Source organism: Pseudomonas sp. FW305-E2 (assembly GCF_058782925.1).
Genome location: NZ_JBYSYE010000027.1, coordinates 47,813 through 74,743, shown reverse-complemented (window position 1 = coordinate 74,743; position 26,931 = coordinate 47,813). Strand labels below are relative to the sequence as shown.

At 60.4% G+C, this 26,931-nt stretch carries 25 protein-coding genes; 17 read left to right on the top strand and 8 right to left on the bottom strand.

The features are described 5' to 3' along the window. The coding region (locus AC3WLP_RS18935) for an ATP-dependent metallopeptidase FtsH/Yme1/Tma family protein (RefSeq protein ID WP_178085908.1) at positions 1–401 on the bottom strand (401 nt) is incomplete at its 3' end. A 20-nt stretch (positions 402–421) separates the two neighbouring features. Beyond that, positions 422–1,069 (bottom strand): BON domain-containing protein, encoded by a 648-nt coding sequence (locus AC3WLP_RS18930; RefSeq protein ID WP_088513166.1) that lies wholly within the window; start codon positions 1,067–1,069, stop codon positions 422–424. Between the two features lie 190 nt (positions 1,070–1,259). Between AC3WLP_RS18930 and AC3WLP_RS18925 the strand changes: the two genes are divergently transcribed. The 4 genes from AC3WLP_RS18925 to AC3WLP_RS18910 all read left to right on the top strand — a co-directional run bounded on the left by AC3WLP_RS18925 (position 1,260) and on the right by AC3WLP_RS18910 (position 5,952). Next, on the top strand, positions 1,260–1,514 hold the full coding sequence (locus AC3WLP_RS18925) for an outer membrane lipoprotein OprI (RefSeq protein WP_088513165.1): 255 nt from the start codon (positions 1,260–1,262) through the stop codon (positions 1,512–1,514). A 6-nt stretch (positions 1,515–1,520) separates the two neighbouring features. Continuing rightward, positions 1,521–3,803, top strand: coding sequence for a heavy metal translocating P-type ATPase (locus tag AC3WLP_RS18920; RefSeq protein ID WP_088513164.1), 2,283 nt, complete (start codon positions 1,521–1,523; stop codon positions 3,801–3,803). Positions 3,804–3,964: 161 nt separating this feature from the next. Continuing rightward, positions 3,965–4,855: a universal stress protein gene (locus AC3WLP_RS18915; RefSeq protein ID WP_088513163.1), complete on the top strand. Its 891-nt coding sequence runs from the start codon at positions 3,965–3,967 to the stop codon at positions 4,853–4,855. Positions 4,856–5,073: 218 nt separating this feature from the next. Next, positions 5,074–5,952, top strand: coding sequence for a universal stress protein (locus AC3WLP_RS18910; protein ID WP_088513162.1), 879 nt, complete (start codon positions 5,074–5,076; stop codon positions 5,950–5,952). Between the two features lies 1 nt (position 5,953). Here AC3WLP_RS18910 and AC3WLP_RS18905 read toward each other — a convergent pair whose 3' ends face one another. Continuing rightward, complete coding sequence (locus AC3WLP_RS18905) at positions 5,954–6,526, bottom strand: bifunctional pyr operon transcriptional regulator/uracil phosphoribosyltransferase PyrR (protein ID WP_012052276.1); 573 nt, start codon at positions 6,524–6,526, stop codon at positions 5,954–5,956. 315 nt (positions 6,527–6,841) lie between these two features. Between AC3WLP_RS18905 and AC3WLP_RS18900 the strand changes: the two genes are divergently transcribed. From AC3WLP_RS18900 to AC3WLP_RS18880, 5 genes are all read left to right on the top strand, one after another. Then, entirely contained in the window at positions 6,842–8,023 is a 1,182-nt protein-coding gene (locus tag AC3WLP_RS18900) for a cation:proton antiporter domain-containing protein (protein ID WP_012052275.1), read from the top strand. Positions 8,024–8,452: 429 nt separating this feature from the next. Continuing rightward, the gene (locus AC3WLP_RS18895) at positions 8,453–8,890 is read left to right on the top strand and encodes a YeeE/YedE family protein (RefSeq protein WP_017148341.1); all 438 of its coding nucleotides are present in this window, start codon (positions 8,453–8,455) and stop codon (positions 8,888–8,890) included. 1 nt (position 8,891) lies between these two features. After that, a complete protein-coding gene (locus tag AC3WLP_RS18890; RefSeq protein WP_012052273.1) occupies positions 8,892–9,320 on the top strand; it encodes a DUF6691 family protein in 429 nt (142 codons plus the stop codon). Positions 9,321–11,320: 2,000 nt separating this feature from the next. After that, positions 11,321–12,661, top strand: coding sequence for a putrescine-ornithine antiporter (potE, locus tag AC3WLP_RS18885; protein ID WP_088513161.1), 1,341 nt, complete (start codon positions 11,321–11,323; stop codon positions 12,659–12,661). A 48-nt stretch (positions 12,662–12,709) separates the two neighbouring features. Beyond that, positions 12,710–13,618, top strand: a complete 909-nt coding sequence (locus tag AC3WLP_RS18880) for an amino acid ABC transporter substrate-binding protein (RefSeq protein ID WP_088513160.1) — start codon at positions 12,710–12,712, stop codon at positions 13,616–13,618. Between the two features lie 225 nt (positions 13,619–13,843). On the opposite strand, the gene AC3WLP_RS18875 is transcribed toward AC3WLP_RS18880, so the two are convergent. The 3 genes from AC3WLP_RS18875 to AC3WLP_RS18865 all read right to left on the bottom strand — a co-directional run bounded on the left by AC3WLP_RS18875 (position 13,844) and on the right by AC3WLP_RS18865 (position 16,185). Continuing rightward, on the bottom strand, positions 13,844–14,206 hold the full coding sequence (locus AC3WLP_RS18875) for a histone-like nucleoid-structuring protein, MvaT/MvaU family (protein ID WP_088513159.1): 363 nt from the start codon (positions 14,204–14,206) through the stop codon (positions 13,844–13,846). A 258-nt stretch (positions 14,207–14,464) separates the two neighbouring features. Continuing rightward, entirely contained in the window at positions 14,465–14,878 is a 414-nt protein-coding gene (gene arfB / locus AC3WLP_RS18870) for an alternative ribosome rescue aminoacyl-tRNA hydrolase ArfB (protein WP_012052270.1), read from the bottom strand. A gap of 323 nt (positions 14,879–15,201) precedes the next feature. After that, a complete protein-coding gene (locus AC3WLP_RS18865; protein ID WP_088513158.1) occupies positions 15,202–16,185 on the bottom strand; it encodes a TerC family protein in 984 nt (327 codons plus the stop codon). Positions 16,186–17,006: 821 nt separating this feature from the next. Between AC3WLP_RS18865 and AC3WLP_RS18860 the strand changes: the two genes are divergently transcribed. After that, on the top strand, positions 17,007–17,387 hold the full coding sequence (locus AC3WLP_RS18860; protein WP_012052267.1) for a hypothetical protein: 381 nt from the start codon (positions 17,007–17,009) through the stop codon (positions 17,385–17,387). 42 nt (positions 17,388–17,429) lie between these two features. On the opposite strand, the gene AC3WLP_RS18855 is transcribed toward AC3WLP_RS18860, so the two are convergent. Then, positions 17,430–17,948 carry a cupin gene (locus AC3WLP_RS18855; RefSeq protein WP_178085907.1) on the bottom strand — a complete coding sequence of 173 codons (519 nt, stop codon included), beginning with the start codon at positions 17,946–17,948 and terminating at the stop codon, positions 17,430–17,432. 148 nt (positions 17,949–18,096) lie between these two features. Between AC3WLP_RS18855 and AC3WLP_RS18850 the strand changes: the two genes are divergently transcribed. The 4 genes from AC3WLP_RS18850 (at position 18,097) to AC3WLP_RS18835 (ending at position 23,703) form a co-directional block, all read left to right on the top strand. Further along, positions 18,097–19,884 (top strand): thiamine pyrophosphate-requiring protein, encoded by a 1,788-nt coding sequence (locus AC3WLP_RS18850; RefSeq protein WP_012052265.1) that lies wholly within the window; start codon positions 18,097–18,099, stop codon positions 19,882–19,884. 98 nt (positions 19,885–19,982) lie between these two features. Continuing rightward, positions 19,983–20,510, top strand: a complete 528-nt coding sequence (locus tag AC3WLP_RS18845; protein ID WP_088513156.1) for a (2Fe-2S)-binding protein — start codon at positions 19,983–19,985, stop codon at positions 20,508–20,510. Next, positions 20,507–21,508, top strand: coding sequence for an FAD binding domain-containing protein (locus AC3WLP_RS18840; protein ID WP_088513155.1), 1,002 nt, complete (start codon positions 20,507–20,509; stop codon positions 21,506–21,508). Before AC3WLP_RS18845 ends, AC3WLP_RS18840 begins: the two co-directional genes overlap by 4 nt. Then, the gene (locus AC3WLP_RS18835) at positions 21,505–23,703 is read left to right on the top strand and encodes a xanthine dehydrogenase family protein molybdopterin-binding subunit (RefSeq protein WP_088513154.1); all 2,199 of its coding nucleotides are present in this window, start codon (positions 21,505–21,507) and stop codon (positions 23,701–23,703) included. Before AC3WLP_RS18840 ends, AC3WLP_RS18835 begins: the two co-directional genes overlap by 4 nt. Before the next feature lie 467 nt (positions 23,704–24,170). Here the strand turns inward: AC3WLP_RS18835 and AC3WLP_RS18830 are convergent, their stop codons facing one another. Next, positions 24,171–24,329, bottom strand: a complete 159-nt coding sequence (locus tag AC3WLP_RS18830) for a hypothetical protein (protein ID WP_012052261.1) — start codon at positions 24,327–24,329, stop codon at positions 24,171–24,173. Between the two features lie 205 nt (positions 24,330–24,534). Between AC3WLP_RS18830 and AC3WLP_RS18825 the strand changes: the two genes are divergently transcribed. The 3 genes from AC3WLP_RS18825 (at position 24,535) to AC3WLP_RS18815 (ending at position 26,931) form a co-directional block, all read left to right on the top strand. Beyond that, positions 24,535–25,038, top strand: a complete 504-nt coding sequence (locus AC3WLP_RS18825) for a CinA family protein (protein WP_012052260.1) — start codon at positions 24,535–24,537, stop codon at positions 25,036–25,038. Between the two features lie 367 nt (positions 25,039–25,405). Further along, a complete protein-coding gene (locus AC3WLP_RS18820) occupies positions 25,406–25,651 on the top strand; it encodes a hypothetical protein (RefSeq protein WP_041168594.1) in 246 nt (81 codons plus the stop codon). Positions 25,652–25,728: 77 nt separating this feature from the next. Continuing rightward, complete coding sequence (locus tag AC3WLP_RS18815; RefSeq protein ID WP_012052258.1) at positions 25,729–26,931, top strand: zinc-dependent alcohol dehydrogenase; 1,203 nt, start codon at positions 25,729–25,731, stop codon at positions 26,929–26,931.

Genomic DNA, 26,931 nt, shown 5'->3' with positions numbered 1-26,931 from the left:
AACCCCTGTTTCTGCCCCAGGCCATGAAACAGGAAGTACCACAGCACCAGCATCATCAACAGCGGCATCAACGCGCCCATCACGGTCGCTACCGTGTTGTCCTCGACGACGCCAGAGAACGCGACTCCAGAGCGTCCCAGCTGCTCGCTCAGAGCCGGGTCGACGCGAACGGTGGAGAATACCGAGTGGCCATCGATCGGCTCCTGCAGCCTGCCGAGGATCCGCTCGTGCTCGATATGCAGGTCGCTGACCTTCTGCTGATCGAGTAATTGCAGGAACTGGCTGTAAGGAATGGCTTGCACGGCCGGCTGTCTGAACAGGCCGAACTGCACGGCAGCGAGCACTGCCAGGCCAACTGCCAGGAGGTAGAGCGTCCAGGGCTTATCCTTGTTCATGGCCATCGGTCCTCGGCGCGGCGGCGCTAGGCGATCAACAGATAATCTTCGACCTTACTGACGCCCGGCACCGACCAGGCCGCACGCTCGACCACTTCTCGCTCGCGCAGCAAGTGTACCTTGCCTTCCAGCTTGACCACACCACCGTCGACCGTGACGCGGATGCCTTCGGCCTCGATTTCGGCGCTGCGCTTGAGTGCGTCCTCGATGTGGCGCTTGATATCGACCACGTCGGCCCGGGCTTTGAGGGTGATGCGGTTGTGTACGCCAACCACACCCGACAAGCGCCAGATTGCCTGTTCGATCACTTCCTTCTGGTATTGCCAATCGAGCTGGCCTTCCAGGGTCACCGTCCCTTTTTGCACGGTGACCTGGATGCCCTCCACGTTGGCGTCAGAGCTCCAGGCGATGATGTTCAGGGCACGGCTGGCAATCGTGTCGTCAGCGGTACCTTCGAGCTTGTTCAGGCGTACCTCTATCTCCTCAGCCAGGCCGCGCACGCCTTTCATGGCCTTGACCGTGCGCTCGGCACTGACTTTCTGGGCGTAGCTGTTGACGTGCCCGGAGAGGGTCACCACGCCGTTCTGCACCGTCACACCGATGCTGGCTGCATTGATATCGGGTTTGAATTCCAGCTCTTCGAGCACAAGGTCTCGTAGGTCAAGGTCGTTCATGATCGGCTCCGGTAGCAGATAGGGTAGGGGGGCGGTGCCCTGAGTCTTTGTTTCTACCCTTGTGCCCACCAGCGCGATTGATAAAGGTCAAACCGGGTGAACAGGCCGCTCGCGGTTGACAAATGTCAGGCGTGCGGCGCACGCCGCCATCGATACTTAGCGTGTCCTGGCCATGCACGAGGGTACCGACATGCGACGTTATGTGCTTTGCGGATGGGCAAGCCTGTTGCTGGTTACCGTGTCCGGCTGCACGACGTGGCGCGCCGAGGAATACGATGCGCGCCTGGAATCAGCGGAGAACAACGCCGCCACCGCAAGGTTGCGCGCCGATCAAGTGTGTTACCGCATCGATCTGGTCGAGCAGACCGCCAACGAGGCCCTAAGGCGGGCAACCCAGGCTCAGGACGAGGTGCGGCAACTGCGCCAGCAGGCCAGACGCAAGTAGCCCGCCATGCCACGTCGATGGCTCGACCCCGCACTGCTGGTGGTCTGCACCCTGGCCCTGCTGACTGGCGGCGTGGCCTATGCGGCGCAGCGGCCTGCTTGGGCCGGGCTGGTCTGGGCAACTGGTGGCTTGGTCATGGCCGGGGTCCTGGCGGTGGAAATGTTCAGGCGCCTAGCCCGGGGAGAGGCGGGTATCGACCTGATTGCCTTGCTGTCGATCACCGCCGCCCTGGCCCTGGAGAACATGCTGGTGGCTGCGGTGGTCGCGCTGATGCTGGCCACCGGCCGAGCACTTGAAGCGTTCAGCGTGCGTCATGCCGAGCGCGAATTGCGGGCGCTGATCGACCGAGCGCCGCAACGTGCCTGGATCCAGGAGCAAGACGGGCTGCGCGAAGTTGCGGTGGATCAGGTCAGGCCAGGGCAGGCCGTGCTGGTGCGCCTGGGTGAAATCGTACCCGTGGACGGGCGCCTGCAGAGTCCCCAGGCCACCCTGGACGAGGCGGCGCTGACCGGGGAGTCGTTACCCGTCACTCGTCATTGCGGCGAGCCGGTGGCCAGCGGGGTGTGCAACGCCGGCGCGCCGATGGTGCTGGTGGCCACGCAGACTGCGGCACAAAGCACCTATGCCGGCATCGTGCGGCTGGCCGAGGCGGCACGCCAGTCACGGGCGCCCTTCGTGCGCCTGGCTGACCGCTACGCGCTGGCGTTCATCCCGCTGACGTTGCTGATCGCCGCGCTCGCCTGGTGGGCCAGTGGCGACCCGCAACGCGTGCTGGCGGTGCTGGTGGTCGCCACACCTTGCCCCCTGATATTGGCGGTGCCGATTGCCGTGCTGTCGGGCATCTCGCGAGCGGCGCGGCGTAGCATTCTGGTGCGCGATGGCGCGGTACTGGAGGCGCTCGCCGGGATCCGCCAGGTTTTTCTCGACAAGACCGGTACCTTGACCAGCGGCCATGCTCGGCTGCAATCGATCGAGCTTAACGGGGAGGGCGCGCCGCTGCAGATCTTGCAGTGGGCCGCGTCATTGGCCCAGGCATCCACCCACCCGATCGCTCGGGCTATTGTCGATGCGGCCCTCGCGCGGGGCCTGAGCCTGGCGGCGCCGCAACAGGTGCAGGAGGCGCCAGGCCAAGGGTTGGCCGGCCAGGTACAAGGCAAAGCCGTGCGCTTGGGGCTGCTGGCTTACGTGCAGCAGGGCAGGGATGCGGGCCCTTGGGCACAGGTGTGCTTGCAGCAGCTGGACTATCTGGCCAGCAGTGGCAGTTTCGTAGCCGTAGACGGTGAATTGAAAGCGATGCTGCGGCTGGCCGACGATGTGCGTCGGGAAACCCCTCAGACCCTGCGCCGGCTTCGAGCCCGCGGCATCGACCAGATTGTCATGCTGACTGGCGACCGCCCCCAGACGGCGCAAATGATCGCGCTGACAGCGGGTATCGATGCGCTTCACTCTGGCCTCTCACCGCAGGACAAGGTCCGCCTGGTGCAGGAAGGTTGCCGAAGAGGTCCCACGCTGATGGTCGGGGATGGCATCAATGATGCGCCAGCACTGGCTGCCGCCGATGTCGGGGTTGCCATGGGCGCGTCCGGCGTGACTGCTTCGGCACAGTCAGCCGGCGTGGTCTTGCTGGTCGACAGGCTGGATCGTCTGATCGAAGCGCTCGACATCGCCCGACACACCGTGCACATCGCCCGGCAAGGCGTATGGGTGGGCATGAGCCTCTCGCTGCTGGCCATGCTGTTCGCTGCGGCCGGCTACCTGCCTGCGGTGATGGGGGCGGTACTGCAGGAAGGCATCGACCTGTTGATCATCCTCAACGCCCTTCGCGCCCTCGGCCCGGTTGCGGGCGATGGCCACAACGGGTTGCCGACCGAGAGCCTGCAGCGCATGCAGGACGAGCATCGACAACTGGACGGGGTGTTGACCGACCTGAGCCAGATGGCGCGGGACTTTGCCAGCCGCCCTACGGAGCAGGCGCGGGCCGACCTCGGGCGCCTGGTCGCCGCCCTGCATGGCTCGCTGGAGCGCCATGAGCGGGACGACGAGCAGCAGCTGTACCCCCTGTTGAGCCGCTACATGGGAGGCGAGGATCCGCTCTCGCCGCTCAGCCATACCCACCGGGAAATGTTCAGGCTGATCCATTTGCTGACGCGCATGAACGAGGATTTCGCCCAGGCCGCCGCCAACCCGAGCGCCGACGAAATCCAGCACCAGCTCATACGCCTGGATACCTTGGCAAAACTGCATTTCGACCAGGAGGAGGCTTTGTACCGTTACCTTGACCAACATTGAACACCGCTGCAGGCATTTGCACGCTTGATAAAAATCAAGCGCCAAGGGCGGCGTTGACCGGATGCTGGCAGCAGCGGTCAATCACTGCCGGCCGAAAAGCCCCGTCTCGATGCAACCCGAGCGACCTGAGTGATCAGGCCGGCCCACCGTTGGAGGCCATCATGAGTCACTATCAACGGCTGTTGCTGATCATGCGTCCAATGCTGCACCAGGCGGTCGCCCTGGAGCAGGCTGTTGCACTGGCCAGATCGGCATCGGCCAGCCTGCACATCGTCGCCTTGCTCGAGTCATTGGACAAACTCTGGCTGCTGGAGTCCGGTAAGCATCAAGCGGAGCGGGAGGCTTATCGGCTTGCTCAGCATGAACAGCTGGAAGCCCAGGCAAACGCACTGCGTGCCTCCGGCGTGCAGGTGACGACCGAGGTGGCCTGGAGTAACGACCTGCAGGGTGACATTCTGCAGCACGTGCTGGAGATGCAACCGGACCTGCTGCTCAAGCAGGTCGAGCATGAGCCTGTGCTCAAGCGCGCGTTCTTCACGCCGCTTGACTGGCAACTGTTGCGCCACTGCCCGGTCCCGGTCTACTTGCTCGGTGCCAGCCAGCCGGCGTTGCCGCGCCAGATCGTGGCGGCGGTGGACGTGGCCGACACCTCGCCAGAGGGGCAAGCCCGAAATGACAGCATCGTCCAGCAGGCCGGTGCTTTGGCCTTGCAGACAGGGGCGCAACTGGACCTGCTGCACGCCTGCGATCTGTCGATGGCCTACATGGGCGATATGGGGTATGCCGCCTGGGCCATCGGTGACATTGCCGAGCCCATGCGCCAAGCGCTGGAGGATGATTTCAGGAAACTGGCCGAACGCTTCGGCGCACCACCGCAACGTTGCCATTTCGTGCTGGGGCGCCCGGTCGCGGTGCTCAGCGCATACGTCGAATCACAGCCGGTGGAGGTACTGGTCCTGGGGCGGCCCATCGCACGGGGACTGGACCGTCTGTTCGGCAGTACCACCGAACACGTGTTGTACCAGGTACCTTGCAACATCCTGGTGGTGTAGGAACGTGCGGATGACTACGCCATGGGCGTGAGGCGCTCGGCGACCAGGGCGCTGGTGGCGACGATGTCCAGCCGGGCCTGGCAAGGGGCGGGCAGGCGAAAGGGCTTGATGCTGTCGGCGACCAGGATGCGTTCGAATATCCCGTTTTGGAACAGCGCCCCGCGCTGCTGAAGCTGCGGCGGCGTAGGCTATCCTGCAGCCGCACCGGGAGGTGCCCGATGAGCCCGTATCGCCGGATTTTGCTGATCATGACCAAGGCTCAAGCCAATGCCGCGCTGGACCGGGCCATAGCCCTGGCTGCGGCGTCTGGTGCTGCCCTGCACGTGCTGGGTATTCATGAACCCGGCGAACTGCGCCTGCGCCACGAGTTGCCGACACCCCCGCTGCCTTGCGTTTCATTCGTGCACTTCAGCACAGCGCTCAAGGCGCTGCTCGATGAACAGCCGGCAAGGGGGGCACGCCCAGGTTTCGAGGCCGTGGAAACCTCCGATCCCCGAGACCTGGTGCCGGCCTGCATTGCCCGCTATGCGCCTGACCTGGTGATCAAGGACTGCTCGGGCTGTTCCCTGATCGATCAGCGGGCCCGGACTTCACTTGACCAGGTACTGTTGCATGGGAGCGAGGTGCCGTTGATGTTCGTACCGGCGAATGCCCCAGCCATGCCAGCTAGCGTGCTGGTCGCGGTGGATGTATCCCACGCCTCGCCGCTCAATGACGCACTGGTGATGGCCGGTCAGCAACTGGCAACACAATGCCAGGGCCCGCTGAACCTGCTTTCGGCTTACGACCTGCCAATCGCCATGCTGGCAAATCCTGACCTCGCCGGCCCTTGGGCGGATGAGGTGCGGGAATCGCTGCAGTTGCCGTTCGATGCGTTGGCCGATGCCCACGGCATCGCCCACAACCATCGATTCTTCAGCGAAGGTGCGCCGTTGCGTGTCATCAAGTCTCATATCGCAGCGCTGGGAGCCGATGTGGTGGTGGTCGGCGCCGTGCAGGCCAGGCGTTGGGCCAAGCTGATCGGCGATACCACCGAGCGGCTTGTCAGCCATGCGCCGTGCAGCATCCTGACGATCAGGCCTGCACCTGGCAGTTGAATCAGGCGGTATCGCCTGTTCGGCCATGGCGCACCACCTCCACGCAGAATTGACCTTCGTAGGGGGGCACATGGCATTCGACGATATCCTGCGCCGCGACCTGCAGATGAATGCCGACGATATCGGCATGCACCGGTTGGTGGCAGACGTGGCGGTCGACGAGCACCGCGCTGATGATGTGGCGCGCACCCAGTTCGGCGAGGTAGGCGCAGGTGCGTAGCAGAGAGTGCCCTTCGTAGAGCACGTCATCGACCACCAGCAAGGTGGTTGCGGCAAGGTCGAGCTTGGCGAGTTCAGGGTTTTCGGTGAGTTGAGTATGAGCATGCAGGAGGCTCAGGTCGTCTGCATAACGCTTGACCTTGATCGGGTAGAGCGGCAAGGGCGCAGCACCGGTGAGTGCCTGCAGGTGCAGTTGCAAGCGCTGCGCCAGCGGCTCACCACGCCGCTGAATGCCTACCAGTGCCACTTCGGACGCAGGCAGACAGGCCATGGCCTGGCGGGCCATCGAACGCAGCACGCTGTCCAGATCGTCTTCGTCATACAGGCGGACCCTCGATGGAGCGGGGCGATTCATGGTGTTTCTCCTTTATTGGATATCACTGGGCGGGAGCCTACCCGGGCACCTTGAGGTGGGCTTGATAAAAGCCAAGTGATAGCCAGCCGAGTCCGGGCCAGGAACCTGAGTTTAAGTGCATCGCGGATTACTGCATCTACCAGACGGGCGCAGGCACCCATATCCTGCTGATGACACTGATGGGCCATGGCCGGCACGCGAGATCTTTATTACCCGCATAGTTGACCTAAGATAACTTCTGCCGCCTTTCAGATCGTCGCGTTGCGCGGGCAGTGATAGCGTTGCTACATACGCTTTTGATCCCGAGGCGTGGCCATGTATCAGAACCTGGCTGTTCTGGCCGCCTTGCTGGTGCTGTACGCCAGCCTGGCCGGTGCGCTTGAGTCCAAACCTGTCAATGGGCCGCTGTTGTTTCTGCTGGCAGGCCCCTCTGGGCTCGGGTTGTTGAACCTTTCGCTGGACCGCAACGATCTTCGCTTGCTGGCCGAGCTTACCCTCTCAATCGTCCTGTTCAATGATGCCGCCAAAGCCAACCTGGCCCAATTGCGGCAATCCCGTAGCCTGCCCTTGCGCTTGCTGACCCTGGGCCTGCCGCTGACACTGATTGCGGGCTGGTTTGCCGCCTGGCTGATGTTCCCACGGATGCCCTGGCTGGAGATGGCGCTGTTGTCGACCATACTGGCCCCGACCGACGCCGCCCTCGGCAAGGCCGTCGTAAGCAACCCCGACGTTCCGGCCGATGTGCGCGAGAGCCTAAATGTCGAAAGCGGCTTGAATGACGGCATTTGCGTGCCGGTACTACTCTTGCTGTTGGCATTGTTGACGGAGGCTCACTCGACGATGCCTTTTGCCTTGGCGGGCTACTTCTTCCTGGAGGAGTTGGGTATCGGAGTTCTCACGGGGGCGGCGCTTGCGCTGTTGGTAGGCGGGTTGTTACGTCTGTCGCAACGCCATTGCCTGCAGATCGAGGCCTGGCAGCAACTGGTGATGCCCGCGCTGGCATTACTGAGCTTCGCCAGCGCTCAGGCACTGGGGGGCAGCGGTTTCATCGCCGCGTTCTGCGCAGGGCTGCTGACAGGTTACCTGTTCAAACGGGAAACCCAGCCGTTGATCGTCACCGGCGAGTCGTGCGGTGAAGCGCTGTCGCTGCTGACCTGGGTGGTGTTTGGCGCCTATGTGGCGCCCAAGGCTTCGCAGATCATGGCACCCTCCGTCTGGTTCTACGCACTTTCGAGCCTGTCGCTGGTGCGAATGCTGCCTGTCTGGCTCAGCCTGGCGGGGAGCACACTCAGCGCCGAGAGCCGCTTGTTCATCGGCTGGTTCGGCCCCCGTGGGCTCGCGTCCATCGTGTTCGCGATACTGATACTGGATGCGCCGTTGCAAGAGGCTGGCACGATCATCGCGTGCACCATCGCTTGCGTTCTGCTCAGCGTGGTATTGCACGGCATGAGTGCATTGCCGGGGGCGCGGCGGCTGGGGCGCAGCGCACGAGAATGAGGGTGTGACAGGGGACCGACCGGTTTCATCAAGGCATGTACGCGCAGAAGCGCAGAAGTCATCCAGCAAAGAAAATGGGCTTGGTGGCTGGCAGGGGCGGTCATACTGATCTTGTTTACCACATTGGCCAATCTTGGCGGCTCCTACATTATCGGCTGGCTGGGAGCCATCAGTGTATGGGGCGTGATTGAACCCGTTGCCGGTCTGAGCCTGATCGGTTGGTACTGGGTCAGCCCCACGCGCTTTCAAGAGGCCTGGAACCCAATGCATATACCCGTCGCACAGGCTGTTACCAGCAGCATCCCTCTGACGCTATCGGTGGCTGGCCATGGGCCCGAAGGGCCGTCGCGATGGGGTGGATTCCAGCGGTGCAGGCTCAGCGTTAAGATGGAACCGGTTCATTTCTGCAGTTGGATAGGGAGCACTGAAATGGTGGTTGATATGGCTGCCTTCACACCGTGGTCGGCTCTGGCAGGCGGAGCACTAATAGGCCTGGCCGCCGGGCTGTTCGTGGTGGCGAACGGGCGCATTGCCGGTATCAGCGGTTTGCTCGGCTCGCTATTGCAGCGCACGGGAGAAGGGCGTGGCGAGAAACTGTCGTTTCTGCTGGGCATCATCGCGGCGCCACTTTTGTGGCGAGCGTTCTCGGCGATGCCCACGGTACATTTCAGTACGGCCCCCTGGTTGCTCATGGTCGCAGGGCTTCTGGTGGGCGTGGGTACCCGCTATGGCAGTGGCTGTACCAGTGGCCATGGTGTGTGTGGCCTTTCTCGCCTGTCCCCTCGCTCGGCGGTGGCCACGTTGTGCTTCATGGCAGCCGGCTTTGCCACCGTCTTCGTGGTTCGCCACCTTTACCCAGGAGCATGAAATGACCCGGATCAGCGCATTCATCGCGGGGTTGCTGTTCGGCATGGGGTTGTTGCTATCGGGCATGGCAAACCCCACCAAGGTACTGGGGTTTCTCGACCTCGCGGGGCAGTGGGACCCGTCACTGGCACTCGTCATGGCGGGCGCCATCGGTGTTGCACTGCTGCCGATGGCGTGGGCGCGTCGGCACGCTGTGTCCTTGCTCGGCGGCGCGATGCAGTTGCCTGCCCGACGCGACATTGACCGACGGCTAGTGGGTGGCAGCCTGATCTTCGGCATTGGCTGGGGGCTAGCCGGGGTGTGCCCAGGGCCGGCCCTGGTGCTGCTGGCCGGGGGGTTTTGGCAAGGCTGGCTGTTTGTGGCAGCGATGCTGGCCGGCATGGCGCTGTTCAATGGGCTGGAAGTGCTTAGTAAACGCCGCCAGGCGTAAAGCAAGCTGCGGCCGTGCCGCGTAGACAACAGCGGGTGGGTTTCATTGGGTGAGGGCAGAGGAGACAACCCCGTTGCCCTTACCGGCGACATGGAACCACCAGTTACCATTGCCATCTCGACGAAAGTCGCCCATTGAAGGCGGGTGAGGGCGGGGCCAGTTGCATAGTCGTCTGTAACCCTCGGCCGCGCTCAGGGGGCGGGGAAGGAGGCCAGGTAGGCTCGCACCCTCGGCTGTTTTTCGGTCAGCTGCTGGAAATTCAGCATCAGGAAGCACCGGAACTTTCGAAGACAGGGTGGTCACGATGAAATGGGACAACCTGAATAAAGAACGGCGCTGAGGAATACACAATATCCCGGCCTGAGAGTTATCGGATATTGAGGGAAGCGTGAAGGGCACTTTCCAGACAGGCTATGCGTATAACTCAACTAAATATTCATTTAGTCGAGTTGGGTCGCGCGCTTACATAAAAGAAGGGTAGTTTGGTATTTATTGCTCGACAATGCAACCGACTGGCTTTATCTCAGGTTCTCTGGGTTGTCGGGCTGCGGGCGCACGCTGATATCGGACAGCTTCGTGGCAAACTGAAGCGCTCAGGTAGCCTGGAGTTGGGCTTTGAGGATACAGAATGGCTGGCGTGCACCCGCGCGCCAGGCAAATTAAACGGGTGTACTGACTGAGACAGAGCTGTACAGGGCGATTATTTCGACCGATTTTATCGTTTATTGAGTGAGTAAACCGCTCTAGGTTGAGAGGTTGCCAAGGTTAGGCGACAGCATCTATTGGGATTGATCTGGGCATTAGGCTACTGAAAGGTCGTGGCGTCTGTGCAAATCAGAGCCAAATGCGATTGGACAAACCCGGTTCTACAAATATCTCATGCTTTATTTTCACTTGGATAATGATGAGCCACCTGAAACAGATCTCTCCGATATTGCGTGTTCGGAACCGTACAGGATTGACAGCGCAACCGCAGTCACTCGAGGCCATCGCGCTTAAAGTTTCTTCTGATTTCACAGGTTCGACCTCTGGTCAGAAAAAGGAGTTCGCGCCGATGCTTGTGTTTTCATCGATGAGTAAGCATACGCGGCCTTCGCAAGTCTTCAGAAATAGCAAAGGCGCTGGCACGGTTGCTTAACGCAGTTTACGTGGCTGCAGTAACACATAGACGTAAATCGACACCTTAATGACGAGGCTCGTCGCGCCAGGAAGCGCCTTGTATCCATGGCATCGGGGGACAGAAGCGTTGAATGGGTCTGCGGCTGTGAGAGCGATCCGAGCAGCAAGATGGATTGGAAGGAGGCAAAAAATCGGCCTAGGTCGATTTACTTTCGAGATTAGGGTAAGAGGCTTCCGTGTACCGTCACAGCTGGAAAGGCGCCTGAGCTGTCATGTACCTGGCTTTAAATCTGCCCACCCAGCGGTACCGGTGACTAATACGCAGTTATGCATAACGCATATTATGTTAAATCGAATGTTATGTCAGATCGATGCGCGGCCCGTGTCTGTTTCCGCTAACCTACACATCGGAGTTTTTGTTCATACTGGTACTGTTCTCTCTTGCCGAAACAGGCGTGGCGCCGCAAGCCCCTGTGATCACCGTACCCGCTAACTAATGTGACAGTCATTATCCATAACCCGCCAAGGTCATATCAAAGGCGCTGCCTGTTGGACGAAGTGAAATAGGCAAGGATCATTGATCTTTATCAATTGTTAACGGTTAATCGAGTTCACGCTGATAACGACGCAACGCCGCACCGTCACGGCGTACCCGCCGTAAGCAATCCATCGTCGATTACCTGTTGGCGATAGCACTGTTCGATGGCCCTTTCCCGGGCTTTGAACCTGCCAACCTGCTGTCAAGATCAAGCGAGACTGCCAGGTGCGCCCACCCTGCAGAGTTTACGTAGTCAAGCATTGAACATTAGCCCCCTATTCGGCCACGCGTTGCACGTTGCCGGACCAAGGTTCAAAACATTGAACGCGGCAAGGAGTTTGCGATGGCTGATTCAAGCAAAAAAATGAGCCTGGTCGGGCTCACGACGCTGGTGACAGTCAACATGATGGGTTCGGGGATCATCATGTTGCCTACCAACATGGCTCAACTGGGTGCCGTCTCGCTGTTGTCGTGGCTTTTCACGGCAATCGGCTCGATGGCCATCGCTTATTGTTTTGCCCAGTGCGGCGTCTTCTGCTCACGCTCTGGCGGGTTGTCCGCCTACACCGAAGAGGCTCACGCGAAGTCGGGTTTTTTCCTCTGCTCGTACCTGTACTTCCTGTCTCTGGCCATCGCCAACGTAGCCGTGGCCATCTCTGCGGTGGGCTACATGACCGCTTTCTTGCCCTGGCTGGGTAGTGGTGCCATCCCGTTGTGCATAGGCACCATCGGGCTAATCTGGCTGACCACCTTCGCCAACTTCGGCGGCCCCGGCATCACCGGCAAGATCGGTGCTTTCACGGTCTGGGGCGTGATCATTCCGGTAGCGGGCCTTTGCATCATCGGCTGGTTCTGGTTCAAGCCCGATGTACTGGTCGCCGCCTGGAACCCTAACAATCTGCCGATTTCCGAGTCCATCGCCAAAGCCATTCCTCTGACCCTGTGGGCGTTCCTGGGCATGGAGTCGGCGGCCCAAGCCACCGATGCCGTGGAAAACCCCAAGCGCAACGTGCCACTGGCCTGCCTGTTCGGCACCTTGGGGGCTGCCGGTGTCTACATACTGTCGACCACCGTCATCCAGGGCATCATTCCCAATGCCGATCTGGCCAAGTCCACGGCGCCCTTCGCGCTGGTCTACGCCACGATGTTCAATCCGTTGGTAGGCCATATCGTCATGGCCCTGGCGGTCATGGCGTGTGTCGGCTCGCTGCTGGGGTGGCAATTTACCTTGGCACAAACTGCCAAGATGACCGCCGACCAGAACCTGTTCCTCAAGTTCTTCAGCAAGGTCAATGCCATGAACGCCCCTGTCGTCGGCATGATCGTCTGTGGCGTGCTGCAAACCTTGATGGCCTTGTCGACCATTTCACCGGATGCCGCCGCCCAGTTCAGCAAGCTGGTCAACCTGGCGGCGGTGACTAACCTCATCCCATATTTAACCGCGCTGACTGGTCTGCTGGTCATCATGTACAAGGCCGGTGTCTCAACGACGATCTACGCGCGCAACCTGATAGTGCTGCTGGTTGCGGTGACGTACTCCTTGTATGCCCTGTATGCCTGCGGCAAGGATGCGGTGATGGGCGGCACCCTGGTACTGGCCTTCGGTTACCTGCTCTACGGTTTCCTCGCCAAGCGTTTCACCGACACGCTGCCAGCCGAACAGGCCGGGGCCGGCAATCCTTAGGCGCGGCAGCCAGGACTGCACAGACATCTGCATACGGGGAAACCGGACATGAACGTACCATTCATCAAAACCACCCGTTTTTTGCTCGCTCTGGCGTTTTTGACGCTGCCTTTGATGGCCAGTGCCTCCACACTTGAACGCGTGCGCAGCAGCCACAGCTTCACCATGGGCTACCTGCCAGACCTGGCTCCCTTCAGCACGCAGGAAGGCGACAAAGCCAGCGGCTATGCCATCGAGCAATGCCTTAAAGTTGCAGACAAGCTCAAGCGCGAACTTGGCCTGCCGGACCTGCAAGTGCGCTACCAGCCGGTTACGGTTTACGACCAGGTCAGTGCGGTGAGCCAGGGGAAAGTCGATATTCTCTGCACGCCGACTCCGCCCACTCTGGAACGGCGCAAGACGATCAGTTACGCCATACCGATCTACACCGCCGGTCTCTCTGTCGTGGTGCGCAAGGATGCCCCCGAATCGCTGCTTAATGTACTCAATGGCAAAGTCGCCAATAGCGGACCGACCTGGCGAGCAAGCATCAACAGTGGTCTGGCCAACCACACATACGCCACCATTGAGGGCGGTATAACCGAAGACTGGATTCGCGAAAGGATGCGCCTGCTTGGTGTAATCGCTTCACTGGTTACAGTGGCCAACAACGATGAGGGCATCAAGCTGGTCGCCGACGGCAAGGCGGACGCGTTCTTTGCCGAGCGTATGTTGCTGAAAAACCAAATAGCCAAGGAAGGGGCTCCCAAAAACCTGATGCTCCTGGACCGCATATTCGAGTACTCGCCGGTGGCGATGATGGTGGAGCGCAATGACGAAGACTTCCGCCTGCTGGTCGATACGGCCTTGAGCGAAGCCTATCGTTCGGGCTCCATTGAAAAGGACTACGACAAATACTTGGGAGGGACCAACGATATCGTGAAAAAATTGTTCAGGGTGTATGCGTTGCCCGAGTGACATCCATCGCTACAGGCCGTCTGCGAGCAGCCTTCCAGGCACTGCATGAAAAGCCGTCTCAAGGCTTTTCATACAGACGCTAACCTTGGCCGCAGGTCAGTAGCAGATACGCCATTTCCTGAGCGCGGCAAGTGTCGAGGAAACCATGGGGGATTCAGCCTGCTCATCCACAGGCAAAAGAAACGGCCTTTGAGGTCGTTTCTTTTTTTGCGTCTTTGATCGAACTTAGGAAACCCAAGACTCGACCACATCAGATCCATATTGAGCCTTCCACTCCTTCAGCAGTTTGTGGTTGCCACCTTTGGTCTCGATGATCTCGCCGTTGTGCGGGTTCTTGTACTGCTTAACCTGACGAGCGCGACGAGGTGCTTTCTCTGCGGCAGCAGGTGCGGCACGGCGACTGGCCTGTGGATCCAGAAGGTTGATGATGTCACGAAGGCTATAGCCATATTTGCCCAGCAGATCGCGGAGTTTGGCCTCAAACTCGATTTCTTTCTGAAGCTCACGGCTGCCTTTCATGGCCTCCAGTTCGGCCAACTGGGCGGCCAATTTTTGCTCAAGTTGTCTAAATTCTGCCAGACGCGACATGGGGATACTCCGAAGTTGGACAGGTGACCTTTAGTGCATCCTAACGCAGTTTAAATTCAAACCGAAATGAAAATCAGGGCCACCTGCCCCACTTGCCTGCTGCAGAGCAAGCGCCACACCGCCAATGTCTCATTTAGAGATGCCTGAATTTGAAACCCTCCAGCCTGACCTTGGCGAGTAGAAAGTTATCTACGCTGACACGCGCCAGCGCTGCATGGTCCACTCAGCCGACATTACGACTACCGCAACTGACAGAGCCTAGAACTCCACCCTCCCCCGACCCGCCTTGACAGCGCTGCGCCTGGCTTTTCCTTCGAGGCGGCGGGTCTTGGAGCCCAGGGTCGGCTTGGTGGGGCGACGTTTCTTATCGGTCTTGCCAGCGGTGATGATCAACTCGGCAAGACGCGCCAAAGCGTCCGCACGGTTCTGCTCCTGTGTGCGGTACTGCTGGCCCTTGATGATCAATACGCCGGCGCCGGTGATTCGACTGTCATGCAGCGCCAGCAGCCGCGCCTTGTAAAACTCGGGCAACGATGAAGACGGGATGTCGAAGCGCAGGTGCACGGCGCTGGACACCTTGTTGACGTTCTGCCCGCCCGCGCCTTGCGCGCGGATGTAGGTGAGTTCGATTTCGGCATCCGACAGATGCACGTTGTTGGAGATGGTCAACATGATAGGGCCCTTTTCATTCCCCATTATCACAGACTGCGCCGCTGTCCCATAGGACAACACATAATGCTCTGTTCGTTCAGGGTCATCGTGAGCGCCACAACGCAGAAAGCTGCACCTGAGCGCTAGGCCAGCGCGTACAAACTGAACCTGCGGGGACAACTGACCGAGTGTGAAGGCCCAAGAGGCGGTCGTTACTGGATTGCCTCGACCACTGACATCACCCTCTCGGACGAGTCCCCATGGCGTTCGTAATCGGACGCGCAGGCCACGATGCCATGCTTGCGGAGCGTGTCCTTGCCCAGCCGTTCAGCGAACGTAATTATTCAATGAGCGTTAGCGGACGCTCGGGTTTTCCAAAGCGAAAGCAACACGCCGCCAATCAGAAGGCCGATGGTAACGCTCAACGATATTTCGGCGGGTACTTTACCCACCACGTCATGAAGGAAGATTTTAGCGCCGATAAAGACAAGCACCAGAGCCAGCGCGTACTTAAGGTAAACAAAGCGACTGATCATCGCAGCCAATGCAAAATAGAGCGCTCGCAAGCCGAGAATAGCAAAGATGTTCGACGTATAAACGATGAACGGGTCCTGTGTGATTGCAAATATTGCAGGCACGCTGTCAACAGCAAACACTAAATCTGCACATTCAATCAGGACAAGTGCAAGGAATAGTGGCGTCACCCATAGCGTTCTTTTTCCTGATATGTCAGGCAAGCGAACCACAAAGCGTTGACCGTGCAATTCTTTGGTAATGCGTAGGTGTGTGCGCAGGTATCTGACGAAACGGATGTTTTCCAAGTCAGGCGCATGATCGACGCGAGCGAATAGCATCTTTACCCCGGTGAAGACCAGGAACGCGCCGAAGCAGTAAAGTATCCAACTAAACTGGGCGATGAGCGCAGCCCCGAGGCCGATCATGATAGCCCTCAAGACGATGACCCCCATGATCCCCCAAAACAATACTCGGTGCTGGAACTCCCGAGGAATGGCCAGAAAACTGAAGATCAGCGCAATAACGAAAACGTTATCCATTGACAGGGATTTTTCAATCAAGAAACCTGTCACATAGTCCATGCTGGCGTCGCTGCCTTTCTGGAAATACACCCAGACCGCGAACAGAAGGCCCATACTGATGTAGCCCGCAGACAGCAACAAGCTCTCTTTGACTCCAATTTCCCGATTGCCGCGATGGAGCACACCTAAGTCAAGCGCCAACAGTGTTAGCACAACAGCGAAAAAGGAAAGCCAAAGCCAGAGGTCAGTACCAAGAACGTCTTGATTGAGATACGCATTAAGGGCAGACATGAGCCCCTCCTGTATAGTCGTAGTTCAACAACTATGACTCCGACATGGCGGTATAACCGTCAGAGGGGCCCGGCGTCACGAAGAAAGAATTTATCGGGCGCGAGTAGGCTGCAAGTAGAAAACATTTACAAATCATGTCCATGACAAGCTAAAACGCATGTAGTGGAAAACTCATTTCGGACACCTGATAGCACCCGGCTCAATGATGCCCCGCACGTTATCAGCGCTTCATTGGAGCAAAGCGGCATTTGCTCGCGATCAAGCGCCACTTCACGGTCAACCCGATGCAGCGCCTTCCGTCGCTCAGCGGGCACCCGCTACGCACGCCAGTGCCGAACATTGGGTAAACAATCCAAAAAGGCATTTCACCATGACACCAGCAAAACCTTTTACGTTACTGCTTGCACTCTGCCTGGGCTGCGCTTCACCACTTGCTTCGGCCGCCACAGACCTGAACCATCAGCGCGCCCCTGGCATGCAATCGAACGACAGTGGACAAATGAACGACCAAGGCGGAGCGACTGGCTCGGGAGCACCCGCCGATGGAATGGGTACGGGTGATGGCGGCACTGACGACAATGGGACGAACAATACCGGAGGTGACGGTACCGACAGCGATTCGGGAACCGGCAGTCATGGCGCTGGTAGTAACGGCACAGACGCGGGGGTTGGTGGCAGTGGCTCAAACGGAAGTGGATCACGCGCAGGTTCCGGCACTTAGCTGATAGGGCCGATCGCCAGGGATCACCTGTCCATCACCCGGAGCGTCAGTTCTACCCTGGTTTTCAACCGTTCATGCAACCCATGCAGGAGTAAATACCATGCCACGCGGGGACAAAGACAAGTACACGGACAAGCAAAAACGCAAGGCCGAGCACATCGAGCAATCTTACGAGGACAAGGGCGTGGGCAAGGATGTAGCCGAAGCACGCGCCTGGGCCACCGTCAACAAGCAATCCGGAGGCGGTGAAAAACACGCAGGCTCGGGAAGCAGGACACCGTCGCACGCGAAGAAGACCGCACGCTCGGATTCGGCCAAGCGCGCCGCTGAATCTCGCCAGGGGCATTCGCGGACGTCGCACGCGTCGCTGGAATCGCAAAGCAAGGAAAGCCTTATGAAAGAGGCACGCAGCAAAGACATCAAGGGGCGCTCGACCATGACCAAGGCACAGCTGATTGAAGCCCTGCAGAAACACGGGTGACTGCAGAGAATCGTCATAGCGCAAGGCCCGCGAGCCGCGCACTCATCGCCAATGCGTCATTAACGCGCCCCTGATGCCGCTGACCGGGTCTTGCTCGGGGAGCGGAACCTTGGCGATGCGCGCCAACGCGCGATTGTGCGCGGCACTGTCGGGCCGCTGAATGTCATAGTCCTCCTGCCCATGAGGATAGGCGCCAACCACCAGGAAGTCATCGCTGCATTCGATGCGGCGATGACCAGTGCCTGCCGGCAGTACCAGCACGTCCCCACGTTTCACGCTCACGCTCTGCCCGCACTCTCCGCCCAGCGTCAACCGGGCCCACCCGCAAGCAATGCCCAGTGCCTCATGGGCGTTAGGGTGAAAATGGTGATAATCGAAGATCCCGTCGCGCCAGAGCGGGGTCCATTCGTGCGCTGCAAACAGGACCTCGAAGGCACTGGCCCCCGAGGGAACAAGCGGCAGCCGGTAGAACAGTACGGGAAAACGGCTATTGGGCGTCGCGCCGTCGTCTTCGAAATACAAGGCCTGCAGGCTGACATCCGCTGTATCCATGAGCGTCATAGTGCGCACCCTGATCATGTCATCGGTTCACTTTCGAACCCGTCGCCTGTCGTCGGGTTCCAACTGGCAGATCGGTGCACATACCGTTGAAACTTTCGCCGCACGTGCCAAGTCCAGACGCCTATCAACAACTGAACGGGAGCAGGTAATGACCGGCACGGTAGGCGACTTTTTGGTGGAGCGTCTGTATCAATGGGGAGTGCGGCGCATCTTCGGTTACCCCGGCGATGGCATCAATGGGATGTTTGGCGCGCTGGGTCGGGCCAATGGCAAGATTGAGTTCATCCAGGCCCGCCATGAGGAAATGGCCGCTTTCATGGCCAGCGCCCATGCCAAGTTCACCGGCGAGCTTGGCGTTTGCATCGCCACCTCTGGCCCAGGCGCCTCGCACCTGCTTACCGGCCTGTACGATGCACGCATGGACCATCAGCCGGTGCTGGCCATCGTCGGCCAACAGGCCCGTGCCGCACTGGGTGGGCACTACCAGCAGGAGCTGGACCTGCTGTCGATGTTCAAAGATGTAGCCGGCGCGTTCGTCCAGCAGGCCTCTACACCGGAGCAGGTGCGCCACCTGCTAGATCGCGCTGTTCGTACGGCCATCGGCGAACGCCGCGTCACTGCCGTCATCCTGCCGAACGACCTGCAGGACCTCCCCTACAACGAGCCACCGAGGGCTCACGGTACCGTGCATTCGGGCATCGGCTACAGCAAGCCCAGGGTGTTGCCGTTCGACGAAGACCTGCAGCGCGCCGCCGATATACTCAACACCGGGCACAAGGTGGCGATACTGGTGGGTGCCGGTGCGCTGCAGGCGACAGAGCAGGTAATTGCGATCGCCGAAAAGCTCGGCGCAGGGGTGGCCAAAGCATTGCTGGGCAAGGCTGTGCTGCCGGACGATCTCCCTTGGGTCACCGGGTCTATCGGCCTGCTCGGTACCGAACCCAGTTATCAGCTGATGACCCAATGCGACACATTGCTGATGATCGGCTCCGGCTTCCCCTATTCCGAGTTTTTGCCCAAGGAAGGCCAGGCGCGTGGTGTGCAGATCGACCTGCAACCAGACATGCTCAGCTTGCGCTACCCGATGGAGGTCAACCTGGTCGGCGACGCCAGCGAGACACTGCGTGCCCTGTTGCCCTTGCTCGAGCACAAGACCGAACGGCGCTGGCGCGAAAAGGTCGAGACCTGGCGCGCGCAGTGGGACAAGACCGTGACCAAACGCGCACTGGTCAAGGCTGACCCGATCAATCCGCAACGCGTGGTCCATGAGCTGTCCCCTCGCCTGCCCGACCGCGCCATCATCACCAGCGATTCCGGCTCCTGTGCCAACTGGTTTGCCCGCGACCTGCAGATTCGCCAGGGTATGCAGTGCTCGCTGTCCGGTGGCCTGGCCTGCATGGGCGCAGCCGTGCCCTATGCGATTGCGGCCAAGTTCGCCCACCCGCAGAGCGCCGTGCTTGCCCTGGTGGGCGATGGGGCGATGCAGATGAACAACCTGGCCGAACTGATCACCGTGGCCAAGTACTGGCAACAGTGGGAGAACCCGCAATGGATCTGTGCAGTGTTCAATAATGAAGACCTCAACCAGGTGACCTGGGAGCAACGGGTCATGGAGGGCGACCCCAAGTTCGACGCTTCGCAGTCGATTCCTGACGTGCCCTATCATTTGTTCGCCATTTCCATTGGCCTGCAAGGTATCTATGTCGATCGCGAAGAGGACGTTGCCGCCGGGTGGGAGCGCGCGCTAGCTGCTGATCGGCCAGTACTGATCGAGTTCAAGACCGACCCGAACGTGCCGCCCCTGCCACCCCACATCAACCTGGGCCAAGCGAAGAAGTTTGCCAGTACCTTGCTCAAGGGTGATCCCGACCAGGCGGGCATTATCGTGCAGACAGCCAAGCAGGTGCTCGGCTCGGTGCTGCCGGGCAAGAAATGATCGGCACATCGGCGAGCCGGCTGAACGTTTACTCAGCCGGCCCGGTCGCACAACAGAGACGCAGCCGACTGCGCAAACCCTGACCGTGAGGACCTACCATGAGCGCGATCTCTCCCAATGGGGTTGAAGAACACCCCATCGGCCTGACCCTGAATGGTCAGCGACTGACACTGCAGGTGAATCCCTGGACCACACTCCTCGACCTTCTGCGCGAGCAGTTGGACCTGGTCGGCACCAAGAAGGGTTGCGACCATGGCCAGTGCGGGGCCTGCACGGTGCTGCGCGATGGCAAGCGCATCAATGCCTGCCTGACCTTGGCCATCATGTGCAACGGGGCCGAACTGGTGACCATCGAAGGGCTGGCCAGCGGCGACGTTCTGCACCCCATGCAGCGTGCATTCATCACCCACGATGCTTTCCAGTGCGGTTACTGCACCCCGGGGCAGATCTGCTCCGCAGTCGGGCTTGCCCGCGAAGGCCGCGCCTACACCCGCGAGGCCATTCGCGAACAGATGAGCGGCAACCTTTGCAGGTGCGGTGCATACGGCAACATCGTCGCGGCGGTGGAAGAAGCCCTCCCGATGATGACGGATCTGGCCCAGCCACCACGAGGGCCGAATCCATGACGCCTTTCAGCTACCACAAGCCCGCATCCATCAGCGAAGCCGTGAGCCTGGCTGACGCTAGCTCGCACTTCATTGCCGGGGGCACCAACCTCGTCGACCTGATGAAAGAAAACGTGGTTCGCCCCCAGCGCCTGATCGACATTTCCGGGCTTGGGCTGAACCGCATCCAACCCACGCCAAACGGAGGCTTGTTGATCGGCGCATTGGTGAGCAACGCCGACCTGGCCTGGCACCCGATGATCGAACAGCACTATCCATTGCTGTCGGACGCGATCCTGGCAGGGGCATCACCGCAATTGAGGAACATGGCCAGCACCGGTGGCAACTTGCTGCAACGTACTCGTTGCTACTACTTCTACGACACCGGCACCCCCTGCAACAAACGTGAGCCCGGCAGCGGATGCCCGGCGCGTACCGGCTTGAACCGTATCCACGCGATTCTCGGTGCCAGTGATGCCTGTGTCGCGACCCACCCCTCGGATATGTGCGTGGCATTGGCAGCGCTCGAAGCCGTGGTGCATGTGCAGGGGCCGCGCGCAGAGCGCCAAATACCTTTTGCGGCGTTTCATCGCCTCCCCGAGGACACCCCGGAGCGAGACAATCAGCTGGCAGTCGATGAACTGGTGGTCGCCATCGAGCTGCCGCCTCCGGTGTTCGAACAACATTACCGTTATCTGAAAATTCGCGACCGCGCCTCCTACGCGTTCGCGCTGGTGTCGGTCGCCGCAGCCTTGAGCTTCGATGGCCAGGTGATCCGGCAAGCTCGCCTGGCGCTGGGCGGCATTGCCCACAAACCGTGGCGAGATCCGGTTGTGGAGCGCATGCTGGCCGGCCAGGCGCCTTGCGAAGCGCTTTTCACCCGGGCCGCAAAAACGTTGCTGCAAGGTGCAAAACCTCTGAGCCACAACGGTTTCAAGGTCACGCTCGCCCAGCGCGCCATTGTGCGGGCATTGGATGACGCGGCGCGCGGCGCCGCTAACGGGGGGACACGACCATGATCAAACCCACACCGGTATCCGGCACGTCCCTGGACCGCGTAGACGGCGTGGCGAAGGTCACCGGGCACGCGCGTTACGCGGGCGAATACCCCGAGGTGGACCTGCTCCATGGCAGCGTTGTGTCCAGTACCATCGCCCGAGGTCGGGTACTCAACATCGACAGTGCGCAGGCGATGCGCGTGCCCGGGGTCGTCGCCGTGCTCGACCATGACCAACGTCCGCATATTTCCAGTTATGACGACGACTACAGCGACGCCGATTCCGCGAAGGGGGCGCCGTTTCGGCCCTTGTTCAATGATCGAGTGCTCTACAACGGGCAACCGCTGGCGCTGGTGGTCGCCCAGACCCTCGAGCTGGCCCGGTATGCAGGTTCGCTGATCAGGATCGAGTACGCCGAGGAGCCCCACCAGACAGACCTGGGCGCATGCCAGCAGTCGCATGCGGCACCCGCCGAAACACCGGCGCCGCGTGGCGACTTTGCCGCGCAGTTTGCCAGGGCCCCGGTGCAGGTGGATGCCACCTACCTGACTGCCAACGAGTACCACAACCCCATGGAGCCGCATGCATCGACCGTGCTCTACAAGGCCGACGGCACACTGGAAATTCACGACAAGACCCAAGGCACGCAGAACTGCCAGGACTACCTGCACAAGGTGTTCGGCCTGCCCAAGGCAAGCATCCGCGTGCGCGCGGCGTTCGTCGGCGGTGCCTTCGGCTCGGGCTTGCGTCCGCAGTACCAGTTGCCGCTGGCAGTGATGGCGGCATTGCACCTGCAGCGCTCGGTGCGCGTCACGCTGACTCGCCAGCAAATGTTCACCTTTGGCTACCGGCCGCGCACCGAGCAACGCCTGCGCTTGGGCGCGGACGTAAACGGGCAGTTGCTGGCGATCGCCCACGATGCACTTGGCCAAACCTCCCGCTTCGAGGACTTCACCGAGCACGTGGTGGAATGGAGTGGCATGCTCTACCAGTGCGACAACGTTGCCCTCAGCTATCGCCTGGCCTCGCTCGACGTGTACACCCCGCTGGACATGCGTGCGCCTGGTGCCGCGTCGGGGATGATTGCCCTGGAGTGCGCCATGGATGAACTCGCCTGTGCAGCGCAGATAGACCCGCTTGAACTGCGCCGGCGCAATTTCACCGCCAACAATGCCAACGAGGGCAAACCCTACTCCAGCAAGGAACTGCTGGCGTGCTATCGTCAAGGTGCCGAACGTTTTGGCTGGCAAAACCGTAATCCGCAACCGCGCAGCATGCGCCATGGCAACCAACTGGTCGGCTGGGGGATGGCCGGCGGCGTTTGGGAAGCCATGCAGATGAAGGCCAGCGCCAAAGCACGCTTCGATGCCCAAGGCCACCTCACCGTCTGCAGTGCCACCACCGATATCGGGACCGGCACCTATACCGTCATGACGCAGATCGCAGCCGACGCGGCTGGCGCCAGGGTGCAGGATGTCACCTTCGTGCTGGGAGACTCTTCACTGCCCACCGCCCCCCTTCAGGGCGGATCGTTTACGGTGTCGTCGGTCGGTTCGGCCGTGCGCCAGGCCTGCCAGGTACTGCGCACCAAAGTGCTGGAACATGCGCGCAGGATGTACCCCCAAGTGGCCAGCACGGCCCGGGAGCAGATCATTTTCGCCGATGGCTACCTGCACGCGGGCAGCCATCGCCTGGCCTTGGCGGACATCATCGCCAGCGCCCCTGAAGGTGAGTTCGAAGTGCAAATCGACGCCGAGCCCGGCGCCAGACGCCAACCGTTCTCCACCGCTACCCATTCGGCAGTATTCGTGGAAGTCCACGTCGACGAGGACCTTGGCACAATCAAGGTTGCACGGGTAGTCAGTGCCGTGGCGGCCGGACGGGTAATCAACCCGAAAACCGCGCGCAGTCAGATTTTGGGAGGCGTGGTGTGGGGGGTGGGTATGGCCCTCCACGAAGCCGCGTTGACCGATCATCGGTTGGGCCGCATCGTCAACCACAACCTGGCGGAGTACCACATCCCGGTCAACGCAGACAGCGGGGATATCGAGGTGATCTTCGTTGAAGAGCACGACGATATCGTCAACGAGCTGGGGTCCAAGGGTGTGGGCGAAATCGGCGTCGTTGGGGTGGCAGCCGCCGTGGCCAATGCGGTCTACCATGCCACGGGCAAGCGTGTGAGGGAGTTTCCGATCACGCTCGACAAGGTGCTGTGATCCGGCGGGGCCAAGGCCCCGCTCGCTGCCTGCGTCGAGACGGGCTCTTTAGGCTGATCGCATACCGACTGCTTTTCGCCAACTCCAGGTCCTTGGCGGGCAGGCCCAGGGTTGAACGGGCGGTTCTGGTTCAGGCCCAGCCAGACCAGGCCCACGCGGTCGACCATCTAACAAGGGCTCAGGCGCTCCTGATGGCCTGTATATGATCCTGGGTGCTGCCAGGTTGAGCGGTCGAGCTTTGATTGGTGTTGTCCATCGTTATGCCCTCGAGCCTGATGGGTCAGCGAATGCCTTATTGGTTGGGCATTCATTCGGGGGACGCACGGGTGAAGGCGGAAGTTCAGCCCTTATGATCTATAACGTTTACCCGGACTACCAAAGGAAACAGCGCGATAAACGTTCAACGTTTAAACCGGTGCAACGGCTTTAAACGTAACGGTAATCCGCACCAGGCAGCCTTCAGAGATTCACCGCTGGCGACGATCCTGATCACGTGCCGCTTTTTGCGCGGTGGAATCATGCGATGTTCCCGTGGATCCATCCGGGCGATGCGCATCGTTGTCCCGTTCTTCCTCGCCGTGGGATTTCTGTGAACCTGACTTTTTTGAAAGGACTTCTTTGGTCATGATGTTCCTACTCTTCGCTGTGATCAGGAGAGCTCGGCCCAGTGCGCCAACACGTCAGCGCTGCTGCCCCTCTCCATGAAGGAGGGCTGGGAACTGAACAAAGTTCAGACAGGTTTCAGGGAAGGGACAGGCGGACAAGCCATGCGCTGAACCAAATGTCCCAGGATTGCGTCCACCGCAAAAGAACACGCGAGTCGATACCCTTATGGCGACCGAACCTGTATTAGCTGCGCTCGGCTACCTCAAAGAGAACCGGTTGATCCTTTCCACTGCCGAATCATGTACCGCAGGTTGCATGGTCGCCTTGTTGGCGGCGGTGCCCGGCACTGGAGAAGTGCTGGAAAGTGGCTATGTCGTGTATTCGCCCTGTGCGAAAAAACGCTTGCTGGGGGTCAGCGCCGAGACAATCGAGCGATACGGTCTCACCAGCGAAGCCGTGGCCTGGGAGATGGCTTTGGGCGCGTTGAGAGACAGCAGTGCGAACGTGGTGATTGCAACGACAGGTGTTGCAGGGCCCAACCCTGAATCCGGGGTGCCCCCGGGGACGATGTGCTTTGCCTGGGCCTTCGCCGGCGAGCCTGTAGCCGTATTTACACGTACCCAACGTTTCTTTGGGGAGAGGTCGGATGTGATGCGGCAGGGCGCGCTATTCGGGCTGACGCGCCTGGCCCATTACCACCAACGCTGGCTTCGCGGCGAACGCGCCTGAGGGTAAGTGAAATGGCGGACGACGAGCTGATTTCCAGACGTTATCCCATCCGGAAAAACATACCCATGCAAAAGCGAGTTTGGCGCTACGAGCGTGTAGGTTGGTATGTGCGGGTGATCATTGTCCTGCTGGCTTTGGCCGGGCTGTCGGTAATGACCCGTTGAGCGACGCCCAATCGATAAGCCAGGATGGTCGACTAAAGACAGCGCGCAGCCTGATACACACCCGCGCGCCCACCCGGGAGTGGGCAAGGCGGATGGGCGCGACGCTCCATAATTCCGGCGGCCGCGAGTCTCCGCCAAGCGTTCTGAACCAGGTTATGTGCTCGCCAGTCCTACTTCCAAACGCAATCAGTTGGGTACGCGTGATGAATGACTGGATCGACTTTCTCGAATGGCCTGCCATGGTCCTGACCGTGCTCGCTGCCTGGTGCATCGGCTCAGGGCGCCCAGGCCGGCGCAAACTGGGCTTCTGCTGCTTCATTGCCAGCAATGTGCTGTGGGCAATCTGGGGATGGCAGGCGCAGGCCTGGGCACTGATCATCCTGCAGGTTTTCCTGTGCGCCATGAACCTGCGGGGCTGGAAGAAAAACGCCGCGATGCAACCGGGCTGATCGCTTGAACTTTTCCCTCTCTCTTGGCTTCCCCTGCATACCCATCACGGAAATACACGGCTGCAGGAGCAAATTCCATGAGAGCATTGACCTACCACGGCGCAAACGATGTCAGGGTCGATACCGTCCCGGACCCCATCATTCAAGATCCGGACGATATCATCCTTCGGGTAACCGCAACCGCCATTTGCGGCTCGGATCTACACCTTTATCGGGGCAAGATCCCGCAGACCGAGGCGGGTGATATTTTTGGCCATGAGTTCATGGGGGTCGTCGAGGATACCGGCAGGGCCGTTACCAACCTGCAGATCGGCGACCGCGTGGTGGTTCCTTTCGTCATTGCCTGCGGCAGTTGCTTTTTCTGCCAACACGACCTGTTCGCCGCCTGCGAAACTACCAACACCGGTCGCGGGTCACTCATCAACAAAAAAGGCATCCCGCCCGGAGCCGCACTCTTCGGATATAGCCATCTGTATGGAGGCATCCCCGGAGGACAAGCTGACTACGTTCGAGTGCCGAAAGCCAATGTTGGCCCGTTCAAGGTGCCAACCGCGCTGGCTGATGACAAGGTGCTGTTTCTCTCCGATATCCTGCCAACCGCCTGGCAGGCAGTCCTCAACGCCGAGATCGGCCAGGGCTCTTCATTAGCCATTTATGGCGCGGGGCCGGTGGGTCTGCTGACTGCCGCCTGCGCGCGAATGCTCGGTGCCCAGACCATCTTCATGGTCGATGACAACGACTACCGTCTGACCTATGCCCAGGACGCTTACGGTGTCACCGCGATCAACTTCGAGCAGGATGACGACCCTGCCGACAGCATCATCCGCCAGACACCAGGCATGCGCGGTGTCGACGCGGTCATCGATGCCGTTGGCTTCGAGGCCAAGGGCAGCACCGCCGAAACAGTCATGACGGCATTGAAGATCGAAGGCAGCAGTGGCAAGGCCTTGCGCCAGAGCATTTCAGCTGTGCGCCGCGGAGGCATTGTCAGTGTCCCCGGCGTGTATGCCGGCTTCATCCACGCCTTCATGTTCGGCGACGCATTCGACAAAGGCCTCACGTTCAAGATGGGCCAGACACATGTGCAGAAATACCTGCCAGAGCTGCTTGAGCACATCGAGGCCGGTCGTCTGCAACCCGAGCGCATCGTCACCCACCGCCTCGCCCTGGAGGAAGCGACCATGGGCTACAGGATGTTCGACCAGAAACAGGACAACTGCCGCAAGGTCATTCTGGTTCCCGGCGCGGCATCCGGCACCTTGGGCCCCGAATACGTGTAA